Below are 16,706 nucleotides of genomic sequence, written 5' to 3'. Positions count from 1 at the left end.
GGGCGACGCCGACGGTGACAGGGAGTGCACCGGCGCGTTCGTTCCGCGTTCGGACGTCATGAGTGCGTCAACGGCCCGCCCCCGGCCGGTTTCCGGTCCGGGCCGGTGGGGCATTCACACGGTGGCGTGGGGGCATAAAGGAGGTCTCGGGGGTGGCATTTGTGGTGGCACAAGAAGTGCCCACGTCGTCGTGCATGGCCGTTCCCCATGGCCCTGCGGGCGTGGGCAAGGCGCGGCACCGGATGCGTGAGCAGTTGAGCCGCAGCGGGGTGTCCGGCTCGGTCGTCGACGACGCCGTACTGATCCTTTCCGAGTTGCTCAGCAACGCCTGTCGTCACGGCCGGCCGCTGGACCACGCGGAGATCGGCGACGGCGATGTCCGCGCGGCCTGGCGCGTCGACAAGGCCGGCCGGCTGACCGTCGAGGTCACGGACGGCGGTGGCCCGACCCGGCCCATTCCGTCGACCCCCTCGGTCACGGCGCGCGGTGGACGCGGGCTCAACATCATCACGGCCCTCGCCCAGGAGTGGGGGGTACGGGACAGCGCGACCGGAGAAGTCACGGTGTGGGCGATCGTTACCGAAGGACACCGCCGCGACGATTTCGCTACGCGCGTCACTGCCCCCGCGATGACCGGAATGGGCACGCTGGACGGGCTGGAGGGACTCGACGGACTGGACGGGCTGGAGAGCCTGGACGGACTGGGCTTCGCGGACCCTTTCGACGGCGCCGCCTGAGAGCCCACGGCCTCCCGCACGCGCACGCTTCAGCACCTGCCGGGCCGTACGGACCGCCGCTCCGCGCATAGTTGGGCACGCGGAGCGGTACGCGCGCTCCGCACGCGCGGCGGGCAGCGGGGCGCCCAGGCCATGTTGGAGAAGTAGCGCCGTGCGCCCATAGGGCAGGCGAGGCTTCTGGAACACGGCCCGGCGGTCGTACGGCCGCACTCCCGGCTCCCCGGCCGCACACGCGGCGCTTCGCGCCCCCAAGGCTCCTGGAGAGCCGAGCCGCTAGGCTCGCGCGGACACCGCACCGCCGCTCACGGGAGAAAGCCACACCATGGCGAAGAAGCGCCCCCAGACGAAGGCCGCGAAGGCCCAGCTCAACGACGGACCGATTCCGGTGGTGGGGGCGCGCGAGCCCTGCCCGTGCGGTTCGGGCCGTCGTTACAAGGCCTGTCACGGCCGGGAAGCCGCGCACGCCGTGACCGAGTTGGTCCAGCGCCCCTTCGAGGGCCTGGCCGGCGAGTGCGACTGGGTCGCGCTGCGCGAGCTGGTGCCCGCCGCGACCGCCGAACTGACCCTCAAGGACGGGCTGCCCGAGGGCGTACCGTCCGTCACTCTCGCGACCGTTCTGCCGATGGCCTGGCCGGCGCTGCGCCGCGACGACGGCTCCGTACTGCTCGCCCTCCAGAACGACACCTCGTCCGGGGACCTGAGCCGCGATCTGGCCGACACGCTCCTGCGCGCGCTGAGCGCGGAGCCCGGTAACCCGGTGGCCGCGCAGCGGGTGCCCGCCGACGGTCCGCGCCTTCAGGATCTGCTCGCCCCCGAGGCCGACTTCAAGCCGATCGTCCACTCCGGATTCGAGTTCTGGGTACCGGACTCGGAGAACACCACGCCCGAGGTGGCCGCCTCCCTGGAGCGTGCCAACGCCGCCGCGATCCCCACCTCCCTGCTCAGCGGCACGGACGCCGCGTACTGGTGCGAGACGCCGGAGAAGAACCACCTGCGCTGGGTCATGCCGTACCCCGAGGAGAAGCTGCTGGACGCACTCGCGCGGCTGCACGCCGCCGGTACGTCGAGCCTCGGCGCCCAGACCCGGCTGGTGGGCTCCTTCCGGGCGCACGGACTCACCGTTCCGGTGTGGGACCTGCCCAGCACGATGGGTGCGGACGACTGCGAGAAGCCGGCGGCGGAGTTCGCCGAGCGGCTCGCCACCGCGCTCGCCGCCGACGCGCCGCTGACCGGAGAGGAACGCCGGGCACGCGGCGGACTCACCAACCGCCAGGTGACGCTCAGCTGACAGCGGCACGGTGGGCGAGGTGACGGACAGTGAGGCGCGGGACAGCCCGCGCAGGGCCGTGACGGGGCGCGAGAGGGACAAGCGCGGCAAAGGGTTCCCCGAAGTCCGGTGAGGCCTGTCACACCCCGCTCGGCCGGCGGATAATTCATTGTCCGAATACACCGGATCGAATTTGCTAACCGCCGATCTCTTGTTACGGTTCTAGAAGCCCGGTCGCTGGTGCATCCCCCGTCGCCAGCGACCGGGCGTTCGCTTTTACAGGTGCCGCCCGTATGTCAACGGGCCACCGGGCGCCGGGCGTTGCTCCCCGACCGCAGCAACAGCGGCCCGATCTCCTCGCCGTCCACCCGGTTCCCGCTGTTCCCCTCGTATTCGCCGCTCCGGCCGTTCACCGGGGCCGCGAACTCCGCCATCGCCACGTATTGCGCGGGCTCCCCCCGGGACGGCTCACGCGGCGTTTCACATGTCGTCGGCTCGTCCGTGGTCGTGACGCGGCAGTGGGTCTGTACGGTGCGCCCGCGCGGGCCCATCAGGCTGAGTACGGCGAGGAGTTCACCGCTCGTCTTGTTGCGGTAGTAGGTGCGCGCCCAGGTGTCCCGGCCCTCGGTCAGGACGCAGGTCTGTGCCTCGACCCCTTGGGGAGCGGCGACTTCAGGCCCACATCGCTCGACCGTACGCACCAGAGCACGCACATCGCCGTCGGCGCCCCCGGAGTGCGCGGTGCCCTCGACGCCCGTCACATCCACCACGTCCGTCGCATCCGTCAGATCCGCCACGTCCACGGTGTTCTTGGGGCCTTGGGTATCGGCGGCGTCCTTGGTGTTCGCCGTACCGACGGCCGACCCGGACCCGTCGATTCCGGACAGCGGCCGACGTCCCGCCTTCACTCCCGCGAGCAGCGCCACCGAGTCCGGTGCCGACTCCGCCGCCGAATCGGCACCGGACTCCCCTCCGCGCCCGCTCCCGGAACCACCACCAGAACCACCACCGGAGCCACCGGCCGCCGCCCCGGGTCCGCTTCCGCCGACAGGGCCGGCGGAAGCGGCCAGCGGCAGCAGCGCGGTACACGCCACAACGGCCGTGAGCCCGATCATGCGGAGATTCATGGAGGGCCCACCTGCCGCTGCTGGGGAATTGCTGACGGAGGGCAGAAGATATCGACGGAATGGGACACCCGGGGCCGCCGCACGCCCAATTCCCCGACAACTCGGTTCAGCTCACACCCGTACGAGTGACGCGGACAAGAGCGAATCAGGCAAAGCGCCTGACGGACCGTACGCATAGCGGTACGAAGCAGGGAAAGCACGGAGACGCGACAAGGCGCGGAACGCGACGCGCCCCCGTTCCGGATCGAGCCGGACCGGGGGCGGGGCGAGGCGCGCCACAAAGGGCGGGGCACAAGGCGCGGGACGGGACGCGGGCAGGGACATGGGCGCACTTGTTGGATACCGAGCGCGTTCACGGCCCGTGTGCGGTCAGTAGGCGAGCCTGCTGCCGCCGTCCGGCGCACTGGTGCTCGCCTCGACGAGCGCGTCCACGACCGCCTCCACATCCGGCAGCCAGGGCGCCGCCGAGCCGGGCAGTGGTGCCCGCTCCCAGCGGACCTGCCCGCCGGGGGCCTCGGACGGCGGCAGGACGAGATAGCCGCCCTCGCCGTGGAACCGGAGCGAACTGGGCACCCAGTCCATCGTGTAGAGCAGCTCACCGAGTTGTTCGAGGGTGTACGGAGCCACCAGCAGCGACCAGCGGGTGGGCGTCGCGACGACCGGCCCCAGCCGCATGCCCATCCGGTCCAGCTCCGCCAGCGCGCGGGCGCCCGCGACGGCCGGCAGACTCACCGCGCACGGGGCGCTGCCACCGGTGGCGAGGATGATCGGAGCCGTGGGGCGGTTGTTCCACCACCAGCGCACCAGGCGCTCGTCGGTGGACGCCGCGAGCAACTCCGGATCGAAGGGGTGCGCGCCGGGTACGACACACTCGGGGTCGGGGCAGCTACAGCCGCTACCGCGGGTCCCGCGGCCGCCGGCCGACGTGAGGCCGGCACCCGGGAGTACGGGCCATCTCCACTCGGTCGCACAGGTGAGCGCCACGTCGAGCTGTGCGGGCCTCCCCTTACGCCGGAACCGGAGCTTGCGTCGCCTTCCGAGGATCTCGCGCATGAGCGCTCGTTCCTTTCCGTTGAACGCCGAGTCCACATGGCACGTAGACCATGTGTGTGCATCACTTCACCGTGCGTACATTTCGACGCTTGACCGCCCCTTGCCGGAGCCCGAGCCCGAGGCGCGGAGCCCATGGCACGAACAGAACCTCCCGGCCCGGCGGCGTATCACACCGCCCCTGAGTGAGCCGAGTACGGACTGTCTTCGTTGAACGCGTGGCGAGGGGTGGCGTGCGCGTGGCGCTTGTTGTCCCGCTGTGCTGTTCTCGCCAGTCCGGGAGGATGAGGTAGGGCCTTCGGCGGTTAAGACGCCCAAGCCCGCCGTCGGGTTCCGGAGGTTCCGGGGGCGGTCCCAACTGCCCCTGTCCGTCACCGTTTACGTACCCATCACGTTCGGAATGACGCTCGACCCGGGCTGTAGTGGTACCCAGCCCCTTGAGGACCCCTGGTTGAGCGCACTCAGTCGATCGCAAAACCCAGCCAGGGGGGTAATTTTTTAGCCAAGTTCAGCGTCTCACAGACACCCATTGTTCCGCCAGGACAACGCTGGACATCGCCTTAGTTGTGCGTGTACATGTGGACGCATTGATAGCCGCGCAGAATGACATGGGGGTTTGCGATGCTATTGAGCAAAATGCACCATTCTGAAAGTCGGCCGTCATGAGCGCCCCGAACATGCCGAAAGTGGCTGGAATCGATTCCAGTCCCCCCACCGCCGCTCAGACTGCCGCGCCTCTGGACACCCTTCCCACCGCTCCGGGCGCATTGATCCAGGACCGGCTCGCCGGCTGGGTCTCCGATCTGACCACCCTCCACGAACTCACCGAGCGCCTGGCCAGGACCAGCTCCCTGGACGGCGCGCTCAATGAACTGCTGCGCGCCGGAGCCGCCCTGGTCGGCGCCCGCCGTGGCCTGGTCGTATTCGAACCGGCCGACGGTCTGGGCCCCGTCGCCACCGTCGGCCTGGGGCTCACGCACTCCGAACTCGGCCATCTGGAAACCGTGCCGCGCCACGCCACCTCGTACGGCCGGCTCCTCGACAGCCCGGTCGGACGGACCGAGCCGGTGGCGGACCCCGATCTGCTCGGCGAGGGGGACGCGGGCGGGGACGCAGACGCGGGGCCGGGCTCGGGTCATCGTCCGGGCGGGAACACGAAGACGGACCCGCGCGAGAGAGAGGTCGCGGTCCGGCTCGGCTACGGCGCCAGCTTCGCCGTACCGCTCACCGCAATCGATGCCGCCGACGTCACCACCGGTACAAGCGTTACCGCTGGTACAGCCGTTACCGCTGACGGCATCGGCACGACCGGAGCCCCGGCCGCCGCTCCGAGCGCTTCCCCCGACACCCCGTCCGGAGCCACTCCCGGCGTCGCCTCGGGTGCCGCTCCCTACACCGCTCCCGCGAAACTCGGCGCCGCCGTCTGGCTCTACGACGAACCCGCCGAACCAGGTGAACGGCAGCGCCACCTGATCGGCCTCTACACCCGGTACGCGAGTGCGCACCTCGCCCGGCTGCTGGAGCTGGAACGGGCCCGTACCCACGTGGCCACCCTCACCGAGGAGCTGCTGCCCGGCCGGCTGCCCCGGGTCCCCCGCGTACAGCTCGCCGTCCGCCATCGCGCGGGTTCGCGCGGCGGCGGGGACTGGTACGACGCGCTGCCGCTGCCCGAGGGCGCCCTGGGCCTGGCCGTCGGTTCGGTCAGCGGCAGCGGGCCCAGCGCGGTGGCCGCGATGGGCCGGCTGCGCGCCTCTCTGCGCGCGTACGCCGTGATGGAGGGCGAGGACCCCGTCGCCGTACTCTCCGATCTGGAGCTCCTGCTCCGGCTGACCGAGCCCGCGCGTACGGCCACCACGCTCTTCGCGTACGCCGAACCCACCCACGGCCAGTGCAAGATCCTGCTGGCCGGGGCCGGGCACGCGCCCCCACTGATCGTCGGGGACCGGCGCACCGAGTTCGTCGAGACCACCGTGTCCGCGCCGCTCGGCATGCTCGCGTGCTGGGAGGCGCCGAGCGTCGAGCTGTGGCCGGCGCCGGGCGAGACGGTGCTGTTCTACACGGACGGGCTGCTGCGCCGTACCGGCGACCCCATGGACCGGGCCTTCGCGCGGCTGCACGCGGCGGCGGTGAGCGTGCCCACGTCCGCCCGGCACGATCCGGGGGCGGTCGCCGATCACGTGCTGCGGACCGTACTGCCGGACATCTACGGGACCCACGGGACGCGCGACACCGGCGACACCGGCGGCACGGGCGGCACGGACGCGTCGCACGACACGGCCAACGCGCACGGCACATCGGACGATTCGACCGATGACATCGTGCTGCTCGCCGTCCGGTTCGACTGACCCGGCGGTTTTCCACAGGCACTCCGGCCTTGCCATCCCTCGCACATACGATGGAAAAGACCGGTCCTGGTCCGGTCTGTGCCGGTCCCACGAAGTCGCACGAAGCCCCACGTACCAAGCCCCACGCACGAAGTCCCACGAAGTCCCACAAGGAGAAGACGTGGCTGAGGAGCTCCCCCCGGAAACCCCGGAGACGGAAACCCCGGAGACGGAAGAAGAGCCGATCAAGACGAGGAAGAACGGTCTGTACCCCGGCGTGTCCGATGAGCTCGCAGAGAACATGAAGTCCGGCTGGGCCGACACCGAACTGCACGGCCTGGAGCCGATCGCGCAGGCGGCCCACACCGCCGCCCGCCGCGCCGCGCTCTCCGCGCGCTTCCCCGGCGAGCGCCTGGTGATCCCCGCGGGCAACCTCAAGACCCGGTCCAACGACACCGAGTACGCCTTCCGCGCCTCCACCGAGTACGCGTACCTCACCGGCGACCAGACCCAGGACGGCGTCCTCGTACTGGAACCGAAGTCCGGCGGGCACGAGGCGACGGTCTATCTGCTGCCGCGCTCCAACCGGGAGAACGGCGAGTTCTGGCTCGACGGCCAGGGCGAGCTGTGGGTCGGCCGCCGGCACTCCCTCGCCGAGGCCGAGCAGGTGCTGGGCCTGCCCGCCAAGGACGTACGGGAACTGGCCGCGGCTCTCGAGGACGCCACGGGACCGGTCCGTAACGTCCGCGGGCACGACGCCGGCATCGAGGCCGCGCTGACCGACAAGGTCACCGCCGAGCGCGACGAGGAGCTGCGCGTCCATCTCTCCGAGGCGCGCGCGGTGAAGGACGCGTTCGAGATCGGCGAACTCCAGAAGGCCGTCGACGCCACCGTGCACGGCTTCGAGGATGTCGTGCGGATCCTCGACAAGGCCGAGGCGACCAGCGAGCGCTACATCGAGGGAACGTTCTTCCTGCGCGCCCGCGTCGAGGGCAACGACATCGGCTACGGCTCGATCTGCGCGGCCGGCCCGCACGCCACCACCCTGCACTGGGTGCGCAACGACGGCGACGTACGCTCCGGCGACCTGCTGCTGCTCGACGCCGGCGTGGAGACCCACACCCTCTACACCGCCGATGTCACGCGCACCCTGCCGATCAACGGCCGCTACGACGAGATCCAGCGGAAGATCTACGACGCGGTGTACGCGGCCCAGGAAGCCGGGATCGCGGCGGTGCGGCCGGGCGCGAAGTACCGCGAGTTCCACGACGCCTCGCAGCGCGTCCTCGCCGAGAGGCTCGTCGAGTGGGGCCTGCTGGAGGGCCCGGTCGAAAGGGTCCTGGAGCTGGGTCTCCAGCGCCGCTGGACCCTGCACGGCACGGGCCACATGCTCGGCCTGGACGTCCACGACTGCGCGGCCGCGCGCAGGGAGGCGTACGTGGACGGGACGCTGGAGCCCGGTATGTGTCTCACGGTGGAGCCGGGGCTCTACTTCCAGGCCGACGACCTGACCGTGCCGCAGGAGTACCGCGGCATCGGCGTCCGGATCGAGGACGACATCCTCGTCACGGAGGACGGCAACCGGAACCTGTCCGCCGCGCTGCCGCGCCGGGCCGACGAGGTGGAGGCCTGGATGGCGGGCCTCAAGCAGGCCTGACCCGGCCTGCCCCTGCCCGGCCCTTGCCCGACCCGTATGGCCGAGCCCGTACGGGGGAATCCCGCACGGGGAATCGGGGGGACGCTTCGCTCCGAGCTCACATGGCTCTGAGCAGGGCGTCCTCCCGCCATTTCAGGATCTTGTCGAAGCTGACCACCGCGCCGTGCCCCGGCCGGTTACGGAAATGCACATGATCGGCGAGCTGCTCGATCAGACACAGCCCCCTGCCGTTCTCGGACGTCGGGGCGGGCACCGGCGCGGGCGTGGTGCGCCGCACCACCCGCCGGGAGGGAAAACCGGGCCCCGAGTCGGCCACTTCGATACGGCACAGCTCGCCGTCCAGATAGGCCGTCACCCGGTATCCACCGGGCGCCTCGCCCGTAGGGTCGTCGCCGCCGTGCTCGACCGCGTTCGCACAGGCTTCGCTGAGTGCCACCGACAGATCGAAGGAGATGTCGGGGTCGACTCCCGCGGTCTCCATGGCGCCGAGCAGAAGGCGCCGAGCGAGCGGAACGCTCGCGGCTTCGCGCCGCAAGTGGAGAGACCACCAGATGCTCATTGCTCCAGCCTCCTGGCTGCGGCTCGACGTACCGATACGTATTGCCCTCCATCTCGGGTCGTAAGCACGCGATTGATGTGATAGCCCTCATTCGGCGGACGCGTATGCGGCGCATGGCGGTGTATAGGACAGAGGGTCATCTTCCGGACCTGCCCTACGGGGCCGGGACCCTCAGTGCGATGATGGCCCGGCCATGTCCGAGCCTTTCGCACGCGCCGGAGCCGCCCCGCGGCTGCTGAGGGCCGCGGTCTTCACCGCGGTCTGCGTCGTGTTGTCGGCGACAGGACACGCGCTGGCCGCCTGCGCCACCGTCCCTTGGTGGAGCCTGGTGCTCGGCTTTCTGTCCGTGTTCGCGGTCGCCGCGCCACTCGCCGGACGGGCGCGGTCGACAGCGACCATCGTCGTCGCCCTGACGGGCGGACAGCTCGCCCTGCACACGGTGTTCGGCCTCGGTCAGCGGCATGTCACGGTCCCGACGGGCACCGACGACGCGCTGATCAGAATGGCCGCGAAACTGGTCTGCGGAGCCGGTCCCACCTCGCTCAGCCATGTCGACGCGCAGCGGATCCTCGCCAACGCGGGGATCAGCCCGGCGGGTTCGGCGGGCGGCACGGGAACGGGCGTCCACCACCACATGGCGCCCGCACTCGGATCCGCCGCATCGGTCTCGGCCTCCGCGTCCGGATCCGGCTCCGTGCCGGCCTCGGTGTCCGCATCCGCCGACGGGTTGCTGCCGTCTCTCCCGATGGTCCTCGGGCACCTGCTGGCCGCGCTCGCGACGGGCTGGCTGCTGCGCCGCGGGGATCTCGCGCTTCTGCGGCTCGCTCATCTCTCGGCGCACGGCATCAGCGATGTCACCGACAGCGCGCCGCTGCGCGCCCTGCGGGCCGCGCTCGCGCTCGTACGAGCCCTGTGCGCCGGACTGCCCGGCGTACCGGCCCAGGAGCCGCGCGCCCCGCGCGCCTCGTACCACGCTCCCCCACCACCGGCCGCGGAGGCTCTCCAGCACACGGTGAGCAGACGCGGCCCTCCGGCCGCCCTTCTCCCCGCTTTCGCACGCGTACCCGCGCTCGCCGCCTGACGCGACACACTCCGCACGGTCGGGGGGATGTCGCGCTGCCGCCGCGCGTTCGCGCCGTCGCGACCCCCTGTCCGATCACTTCCTTCCCTCACACCGTGGAGTGTGCTGTGTTCCCAGCGTTGTCAGCGTTCTCGGGCAAGAACGTGGCCCGTGTCTCCGTCGCCGGTGGTATCGCCGCGACCACCCTTCTCCTGCTGGCCGGGCCGGCGTCCGCGCATGTCAGCGTGCAGCCGCAGGGCGAGGCCGCCAAGGGCGGCTACGCCACGATCAACTTCAAGGTTCCCAACGAGCGCGACGACGCCTCGACCACCAAGGTCGAGGTGAACTTCCCGACCGAGCACCCGCTGGCCTCCGTGATGCCCCAGCCCGTGCCCGGCTGGAAGGTCGACGTCACCAAGAGCAAGCTCGCCGAGCCGCTGAAGATGCACGGCAACACCATCACCGAGGCCGTCTCCAAGGTCACCTGGACCGCGACCGGCGGCAAGAGCGGGCCGGGCATCGCGTCGGGTCAGTTCCAGCAGTTCCCCCTCTCCGTCGGACAACTCCCGCAGGACGCCGACGAGTTGCTGTTCAAGACCCTCCAGACGTACGACGACAAGGAGGTCGTCCGCTGGATCGAGGCGCCCGAGGAGGGCGAGGAGGAGCCCGAGAGCCCGGCGCCCGTGCTGAAGCTCACCGCGGCCACCGATGACGAACACGGTGGTACCGCCGGCGCCTCCAGCGCCGGGACCGCCGGAGCGGCCTCGAAGCAGGACGGCGCGCAGAACGACGCGAAGAGCGGAGACGCGAAGTCCGGGACCGCCTCCGCCTCCGGCAGCGACACCACGGCCCGGGTCCTCGGCATCGCGGGCATCGTCGTCGGCGCCGCCGGGGTGACCTTCGGCATCCTGGCCGGACGACGCCGTACCGCCTGACCCACCACGCGCCCGTGGCACGCGAGGCTGGAGCACAGGGCCGGGACACCCCGGCCCCCGGCCGGCCCCGCGTGCCCGGTGCCCGTACCCCCCCCCAACGGAACGACCAGGAAATATCCCCATGCGCAAGAAGACCCTGACCGTAGCCGCCGCGCTCGCCGCGGCGGCGGCTCTCACCCTGACCGCCTGTGGCGGCGACAGCGGCGACAACTCCTCGAAGAGCCCGGTCGCCGATGTGTCCGCCCAGGGCAAGACCAAAGCGGCGACCGTGCTCGACGCCCCCTTCAAGAAGCCGAACCTCGTCCTCAAGGACACCAAGGGGAAGAGCTACGACCTCCGTGAGGAGACCAAGGGCAAGCCGACGCTGATCTACTTCGGCTACACCAACTGCCCGGACGTCTGCCCGCTGACGATGAGCAACATCGCCATCGCCAAGAAGGCGCTCCCCAAGGCCGATCAGGACAAGCTCCGGGTCGTCTTCGTCACCACCGACCCCGAGCGCGACACCTCCGCCGAACTCGCCAAGTGGCTGCCCAGCGCCGGCGACGCGTCCTTCACCGGGCTCACCGGCGACTTCGACACCATCCAGGCGGGCGCCCGCCAGCTCGGCATCGGCATCGAGGCGCCCGAGAAGGAGAAGGACGGCAGCATCACCTCCATGCATGGTGCCCAGGTCATCGCCTTCTCCCCGAAGACCGACGCGGGTTACGTCCTGTACGGCGAGGACACCACCTCGGACGACTACGCCAAGGACCTCCCCAAGCTCATCAAGGGCGAGAACCCGTGAACCGCCGCCCCTTTCCCGTACTGGCCGTCGGCCTCGCGGCCACGCTGGCACTGACGCTGGCCGGCTGCTCCGCCGATTCGCCCGAACTGAAGGCCGAGGGCGGCTACATGCCGCAGCCGGCCGGCGACCTCGCGGCCGGCTTCATCGTCGTCGCCAACCACGGTGGCGCCGACGACAAGCTCACCTCCGTCACCAGCGCCCTCTCCGACGACATCACCATCCACAAGACCGAGACCCAGAAGATGCGTGAGGTGAAGTCCTTCGACATCCCGGCCGGCGGCGAACTGGATCTCGAACGCGGTGGCAACCACATCATGTTCATGAATCTCAAGCAGCGGCCCAAGCAGGGTCAGAAGGTCGGCATCGAGCTGCACTTCGAGAAGACCGACCCCATCAAGGTCGAGCTTCCCGTGAAGCCGATGAACTACAACCCCGCCCAGCACTAGCCCAGCGCCAAAGGGACTGAACCGAGGGACTGACACGTCATGACAGCCATCGCCCCACGCTTGGGAACCGCACCCCTGGTGCGGCTGCTGCTCGTCACCACGGTGCTGCTCGGCACCGTTCTCACCGTGCTCTCCGGCACGGCGTCGGCGCATGCCGCGCTGACCGGGAGCACTCCCAAGGATGGGGCGGTGGTCGCCACAGCTCCCAAGGACATCACTCTCACCTTCTCCGAACAGATCGCCCTGGGCGACAACTCGATACGTGTTCTCGATCCTGACAACAAGCGGGTCGACGCCCAGAAGGTCCGCGACCTGAGCGACGGCTCCGCCGTCCGGTACGGCGTCGACCTGCGATCCGGCCTGCCCGACGGCACGTACACCGTTGCCTGGCAGGCCGTTTCCGCCGACAGCCACCCCATCTCCGGCGCCTTCACCTTCTCCATCGGCGCACCGTCCAAGACCGCCGCCGCGGTGTCCGGCGAGGAGGCCGGCGGCGGACTGGTCGGCGTCCTCTACGACATCGCGCGCTATGTCTCGTACGCCGGCTTCATCCTGCTCGTCGGCGGCGCCGCCTTCGTCCTCGGCTGCTGGCAGCGCGGCGCGTCCGTACGCCCCCTCCAGCGGCTGGTCGTCCAGGGCTGGCTCACCCTCACCGCAGCCACCTTCGCCCTGCTGCTCCTGCGCAATCCGTACACCGGCTCGGGCAAGTTGGGCGACGCCTTCGATCTCGGCGGACTCCAGGACGTCCTGGCCACCAAGACCGGAGCGGCACTCGTCTCCCGGCTGCTGCTCCTCGGCGCGGCCGCGCTCTTCATCGCCGTCCTCTTCGGCGCGTACGCCAAGCAGAGGACGTCCCAGGACGGGGAGGGCGACGAGAGGAAGAACGAGGAGGGCGAGGACGGGAAGGAAGCCAACGACGAAGAGCGGGACGAGGAGAAGCAGGACCTCACCTTCGGACTCGCCCTGGGCGGCACGGTCGTCGCGGCCGGGATCGCGGGCACCTGGGCACTGGCCGAGCACGCCTCGACCGGGATCCAGCCCGGTATCGCCATGCCGGTGGACGTCCTGCACCTGCTCGCCGTGGCGACCTGGCTCGGCGGGCTCACGGCGCTGCTCGTCGCCCTCTACCGGGCGCCGTTCATCGAGAGCACGGCGGTACTGCGCTTCTCCCGCGTCGCGTTCGTCAGCGTCGTGGTCCTCGCCGCGACCGGGCTCTACCAGTCGTGGCGTCAGGTCGGATCGTGGTCGGCGCTCTGGGGCACGTCATACGGGCAGCTCCTGCTGGTCAAGGTCGGGCTGGTGGCTGTGCTGGTGGGGATCGCCTGGTTCTCACGGCGGTGGACAGGTCGGCTGGGGCAGCGGGCTGACGGGGCGTCGGAGACCGGTGCACCCGGCGATACGGGCAGGGAGACCGCGGTCGTGGCCGGAGTGGAGGTCATGGCGGGAGCGGAGACCGGAGCGAAGGCCGGGGCAGCAGCCGAGTCCGGAGCCGGGGGCACGGGCGGAACCGAGTCCGGGGCCAGGGAGGTGACGGAGCCGGAGACCGGGAAGGGGGCCGGGTCCGAGACCGCCGCCGCCGCGACAACCGTCGTCGGTGACAGTAAGAGAATTACCCAACTCGCCCGCCAGAAAGCCGCACTGGCGTCCGCACGCCAAAAGCGGATTCGGGACGCCGACCCGGCCCGTACCGGACTGCGCCGTTCCGTGCTGGCCGAGGCCGGCATCGCCGTCGTACTCCTCGCCGTCACCACCGCGCTGACCTCCACCGAGCCGGGCCGTACCGCCGGGCAGGAAGCGAACCGGACCGGCGGCCCGGCCGCCACCACCCCCGCGAAGGACGAACCCGTCAGCCTCAGCCTGCCCTTCGACACCGGTGGCCAAAGCGGCAAGGGCACCGCGCGGCTCACCCTCGGCCCGGCCCGCTCCGGCGCCAATCTGATGCGGGTCGACATCCACGGCCCCGACGGCAAGCCGCTGGACGTACCCGAGGTGAAGGCCTCCTTCACTCTCGTGGCCGAGAAGATCGGCCCGCTGCCGATCGTTCCCCAGCGCGCCGCTCCCGGACGCTGGATCGCCGACCCCGTGCTGCTTCCGATGCCGGGCGACTGGCGGCTCCGGCTGACCGTACGGACCTCCGACATCGACCAGACAACCGTCGACAAGAACGTGAAGATCGGCTGACCCATCGTGAGCGACACCCGGCAGGACCAGCAGGGCCACGGCCTCCGTGGCCAGGATCAGGACAACCGGCCCCAGGACGAGGGCGGCGACGCCCCCGCCGCCCGGATCTCCAGGCGGCGGCTCCTCGGCACCGCGGGCGCGGCGGGCGCCACCGGGCTGGCACTCGGCGCGGTGGGCGGAGCCACCGGTTACGCGGCCGGCCGGCCGGAGGAAGCGACCGCGCTGACCACCGTCGGTACGGGCTCCGTCCCCTTCCACGGCGCACACCAGCCGGGCATCACCACCCCGATGCACGCCCGCGGCCACCTGATCGCCTTCGATCTGGCCCCGGGCGCGGGACGGAAGGAAGCCGCCGCGCTGCTGCGCCGCTGGTCGGCCTCGGCACGCGCGATGATGGCCGGAGAGCCGCACGGGAACATCGCGGGAGACGGGGTCAGCGGCAGTCACGACACCGGTATCGCCCTGGACGCGGGCCCCTCCTCCCTCACCGTGACCTTCGGTTTCGGCCGGACGTTCTTCGACCGTACGGACCTGGCCCGCCACCGGCCCGCCGCCCTGGACCCGCTGCCCGCCTTCTCCGCCGACCGGCTCGACGCCGGACGCAGCAACGGCGACCTCTGGATCCAGATCGGCTCCGACGACGCGCTGGTCGCCTTCCACGCCCTGCGTACGCTCCAGAAGGACGCGGGAGCGGCGGCGCGGGTGCGCTGGCAGATGAACGGCTTCAACCGGTCCCCGGGCGCCACCGCGCACCCCATGACCAGCCGCAATCTGATGGGCCAGATCGACGGCTCCGGCAACCCCAAACCGGCCGAGCCCGACTTCGACCGGCGGATCTTCGTCCCGGCGGCCCCCCCGGCCGGCACCCCGGCCTGGATGGCGGGCGGCTCCTACGCCGTCGTACGACGTATCCGTATGCTCCTGGACGACTGGGAGGCGCTCAGCGTCGGCAAGCAGGAGAAGGTCATCGGACGGCGCAAGTCGGACGGTGCCCCCCTTACGGGGGGCACGGAGATGACCGATCTGGACCTCGACCGTACGGACCCCGACGGCAAGCCGGTCATCCCGGCCAACGCACACGCCCGGATCTCCGCACCGGAGCAGAACGGCGGTGCCGCGATGCTGCGCCGCCCCTTCTCCTTCCACGACGGGATCGCGCCGGACGGGACGCCGGACGCGGGGCTGCTCTTCATCTGCTGGCAGGCCGATCCGCTCAAGGGATTCGTGCCGGTGCAGCGCAAGCTCGACCGGGGGGACGCGCTGTCGGTATTCATCCGGCACGAGGCGAGCGGGCTGTTCGCCGTGCCGGGCGGAGCGCGGGAGGGGGAGTACGTGGGCCAGCGGCTGCTGGAGTCCTGATCCGTACGCGTCCGGCATCCTCCGCCGCAGCCCTGATCCCCGAGCCGGGCGTCCGGCGTCGTGCCGCGACAGCCCTGCGACCTGGGGGTTCGGGTGGCCGGAATCATGAACCCGGTCGGCCCATTAAGGTGACCGTATGTCGGCCATGCGCTACACGTATCTCGGTCCCGAGGGCACCTTCACGGAAGCCGCCCTCCGTACGCTCCCGGAGGCCGCCACCCGGGAACTCGTTCCGATGGTGTCCGTACCGGCGGCTCTCGACGCCGTACGGAACAGGGAGGCCGCGGCCGCGCTCGTACCGATCGAGAACTCGGTGGAGGGCGGGGTCACCGCGACGCTCGACGAGCTCGCCTCCGGGGAGCCGCTGACGATCTACCGCGAGGTGCTGCTGCCGATCACCTTCGCCCTGCTCGTACGGCCCGGGACGAAGCTCTCCGACGTGAAGACGGTGACCGGTCACCCGGTCGCCCAGCCGCAGGTGCGCAACTGGCTGCGGACCCATCTGCCGCACGCGCTGTGGGAATCGGCCGCGTCGAACGCGGACGGGGCGCGGCTGGTGCAGGAGGGCCGGTTCGACGCGGCCTTCGCTGGCGAGTTCGCGGCGGCCACGTACGGTCTTGAGCCCCTGGTCAGCGAGATCCACGACGCGGAGAACGCGGAGACGCGCTTCGTGCTGGTGGGGCGGCCAGCGCGCCCGGCGGCGCCGACGGGCGCGGACAAGACATCGGTGGTCATCTGGCTGGGCGACGACCACCCGGGCGCACTGCTCGAACTGCTCCAGGAGTTCTCGATGCGCGGGGTCAACCTGATGCTGATCCAGTCGCGGCCGACCGGAGCGGGCATCGGTAATTACTGCTTCGCCGTGGACGCCGAGGGCCACATCGCGGACCGGCGGGTGGGCGAGGCGCTGATGGGACTGAAGCGGATCTGTCCCAAGGTGCGGTTCCTCGGCTCGTACCCGCGGGCGGGGGTCTCGACGGCGGATGTGCGGACGCTGCGGCCCGGTACGTCGGACACGGCGTTCATCGAGGCGGCGGAGTGGCTCGGGCGCAGCCAGGACGGCCGCGTCTGACACCCGGCGTTTCGCCGCCCGGCCCCCGTCCGAGGTCTGCACCCGATCCGGTCCGGGGCCCGCCTCCGATGCCTGTGGATGTACCGCAGAGTTATCCACAGGGCCCCTTCTCGACCTGGGGACAAGTCGACAACACAATCCGACA

Annotated in this window: 14 protein-coding genes; 11 read left to right on the top strand and 3 right to left on the bottom strand. The window is 70.9% G+C overall.

Annotated features, from left to right (window positions below; all coding sequences use genetic code 11):
• Positions 1 to 152 precede the first annotated feature (152 nt).
• Both ACIOJD_RS22435 and ACIOJD_RS22430 read left to right on the top strand, forming a co-directional pair.
• A complete protein-coding gene (locus ACIOJD_RS22435; protein WP_401916386.1) occupies positions 153 to 737 on the top strand; it encodes an ATP-binding protein in 585 nt (194 codons plus the stop codon).
• Between the two features lie 322 nt (positions 738 to 1,059).
• Positions 1,060 to 2,025, top strand: a complete 966-nt coding sequence (locus ACIOJD_RS22430; protein WP_401916385.1) for a DUF5926 family protein — start codon at positions 1,060 to 1,062, stop codon at positions 2,023 to 2,025.
• Positions 2,026 to 2,300: 275 nt separating this feature from the next.
• Here the strand turns inward: ACIOJD_RS22430 and ACIOJD_RS22425 are convergent, their stop codons facing one another.
• Together ACIOJD_RS22425 and ACIOJD_RS22420 are read right to left on the bottom strand one after the other, a co-directional pair.
• Positions 2,301 to 3,131 (bottom strand): hypothetical protein, encoded by an 831-nt coding sequence (locus tag ACIOJD_RS22425; protein ID WP_401916382.1) that lies wholly within the window; start codon positions 3,129 to 3,131, stop codon positions 2,301 to 2,303.
• 369 nt (positions 3,132 to 3,500) lie between these two features.
• Positions 3,501 to 4,184, bottom strand: coding sequence for a bifunctional DNA primase/polymerase (locus ACIOJD_RS22420; protein WP_401916380.1), 684 nt, complete (start codon positions 4,182 to 4,184; stop codon positions 3,501 to 3,503).
• A 659-nt stretch (positions 4,185 to 4,843) separates the two neighbouring features.
• Between ACIOJD_RS22420 and ACIOJD_RS22415 the strand changes: the two genes are divergently transcribed.
• Together ACIOJD_RS22415 and ACIOJD_RS22410 are read left to right on the top strand one after the other, a co-directional pair.
• A complete protein-coding gene (locus tag ACIOJD_RS22415; protein WP_401916377.1) occupies positions 4,844 to 6,526 on the top strand; it encodes a PP2C family protein-serine/threonine phosphatase in 1,683 nt (560 codons plus the stop codon).
• 160 nt (positions 6,527 to 6,686) lie between these two features.
• Positions 6,687 to 8,162: an aminopeptidase P family protein gene (locus ACIOJD_RS22410; RefSeq protein WP_401916374.1), complete on the top strand. Its 1,476-nt coding sequence runs from the start codon at positions 6,687 to 6,689 to the stop codon at positions 8,160 to 8,162.
• Positions 8,163 to 8,259: 97 nt separating this feature from the next.
• Here ACIOJD_RS22410 and ACIOJD_RS22405 read toward each other — a convergent pair whose 3' ends face one another.
• Positions 8,260 to 8,721, bottom strand: coding sequence for an ATP-binding protein (locus ACIOJD_RS22405; RefSeq protein ID WP_401916371.1), 462 nt, complete (start codon positions 8,719 to 8,721; stop codon positions 8,260 to 8,262).
• 193 nt (positions 8,722 to 8,914) lie between these two features.
• Between ACIOJD_RS22405 and ACIOJD_RS22400 the strand changes: the two genes are divergently transcribed.
• The 7 genes from ACIOJD_RS22400 (at position 8,915) to pheA (ending at position 16,561) form a co-directional block, all read left to right on the top strand.
• On the top strand, positions 8,915 to 9,802 hold the full coding sequence (locus ACIOJD_RS22400; protein WP_401916370.1) for a hypothetical protein: 888 nt from the start codon (positions 8,915 to 8,917) through the stop codon (positions 9,800 to 9,802).
• Positions 9,803 to 9,921: 119 nt separating this feature from the next.
• The gene (locus ACIOJD_RS22395; protein WP_401916367.1) at positions 9,922 to 10,716 is read left to right on the top strand and encodes a YcnI family protein; all 795 of its coding nucleotides are present in this window, start codon (positions 9,922 to 9,924) and stop codon (positions 10,714 to 10,716) included.
• 121 nt (positions 10,717 to 10,837) lie between these two features.
• The gene (locus ACIOJD_RS22390; RefSeq protein ID WP_401916365.1) at positions 10,838 to 11,503 is read left to right on the top strand and encodes an SCO family protein; all 666 of its coding nucleotides are present in this window, start codon (positions 10,838 to 10,840) and stop codon (positions 11,501 to 11,503) included.
• A complete protein-coding gene (locus tag ACIOJD_RS22385) occupies positions 11,500 to 11,949 on the top strand; it encodes a copper chaperone PCu(A)C (protein ID WP_401916362.1) in 450 nt (149 codons plus the stop codon). The genes ACIOJD_RS22390 and ACIOJD_RS22385 overlap by 4 nt, the downstream gene beginning before the upstream one ends.
• 39 nt (positions 11,950 to 11,988) lie before the next feature.
• Positions 11,989 to 14,130, top strand: coding sequence for a copper resistance protein CopC (locus tag ACIOJD_RS22380; RefSeq protein ID WP_401916359.1), 2,142 nt, complete (start codon positions 11,989 to 11,991; stop codon positions 14,128 to 14,130).
• Positions 14,131 to 14,235: 105 nt separating this feature from the next.
• On the top strand, positions 14,236 to 15,489 hold the full coding sequence (efeB, locus tag ACIOJD_RS22375; protein ID WP_401917112.1) for an iron uptake transporter deferrochelatase/peroxidase subunit: 1,254 nt from the start codon (positions 14,236 to 14,238) through the stop codon (positions 15,487 to 15,489).
• 136 nt (positions 15,490 to 15,625) lie between these two features.
• Positions 15,626 to 16,561 (top strand): prephenate dehydratase, encoded by a 936-nt coding sequence (pheA, locus tag ACIOJD_RS22370; RefSeq protein ID WP_401916357.1) that lies wholly within the window; start codon positions 15,626 to 15,628, stop codon positions 16,559 to 16,561.
• Positions 16,562 to 16,706: the final 145 nt, after the last annotated feature.

It is taken from the genome of Streptomyces sp. NPDC088116 (assembly GCF_044741745.1).
In the GTDB taxonomy this organism is placed as follows: domain Bacteria; phylum Actinomycetota; class Actinomycetes; order Streptomycetales; family Streptomycetaceae; genus Streptomyces.
This window is presented reverse-complemented; position numbering and strand designations above follow the sequence as displayed.

Excerpts from the sequence above, each read along its gene's own strand:
- ACIOJD_RS22430 (WP_401916385.1), top strand. The coding sequence starts at position 1,060 with ATGGCGAAGAAGCGCCCCCAGACGAAGGCCGCGAAGGCCCAGCTCAAC.
- ACIOJD_RS22425 (WP_401916382.1), bottom strand. The coding sequence starts at position 3,131 with ATGAATCTCCGCATGATCGGGCTCACGGCCGTTGTGGCGTGTACCGCG.
- ACIOJD_RS22420 (WP_401916380.1), bottom strand. The coding sequence starts at position 4,184 with ATGCGCGAGATCCTCGGAAGGCGACGCAAGCTCCGGTTCCGGCGTAAG.
- ACIOJD_RS22415 (WP_401916377.1), top strand. The coding sequence starts at position 4,844 with ATGAGCGCCCCGAACATGCCGAAAGTGGCTGGAATCGATTCCAGTCCC.
- ACIOJD_RS22405 (WP_401916371.1), bottom strand. The coding sequence starts at position 8,721 with ATGAGCATCTGGTGGTCTCTCCACTTGCGGCGCGAAGCCGCGAGCGTT.
- ACIOJD_RS22400 (WP_401916370.1), top strand. The coding sequence starts at position 8,915 with ATGTCCGAGCCTTTCGCACGCGCCGGAGCCGCCCCGCGGCTGCTGAGG.
- ACIOJD_RS22390 (WP_401916365.1), top strand. The coding sequence starts at position 10,838 with ATGCGCAAGAAGACCCTGACCGTAGCCGCCGCGCTCGCCGCGGCGGCG.
- ACIOJD_RS22380 (WP_401916359.1), top strand. The coding sequence starts at position 11,989 with ATGACAGCCATCGCCCCACGCTTGGGAACCGCACCCCTGGTGCGGCTG.
- pheA (WP_401916357.1), top strand. The coding sequence starts at position 15,626 with ATGTCGGCCATGCGCTACACGTATCTCGGTCCCGAGGGCACCTTCACG.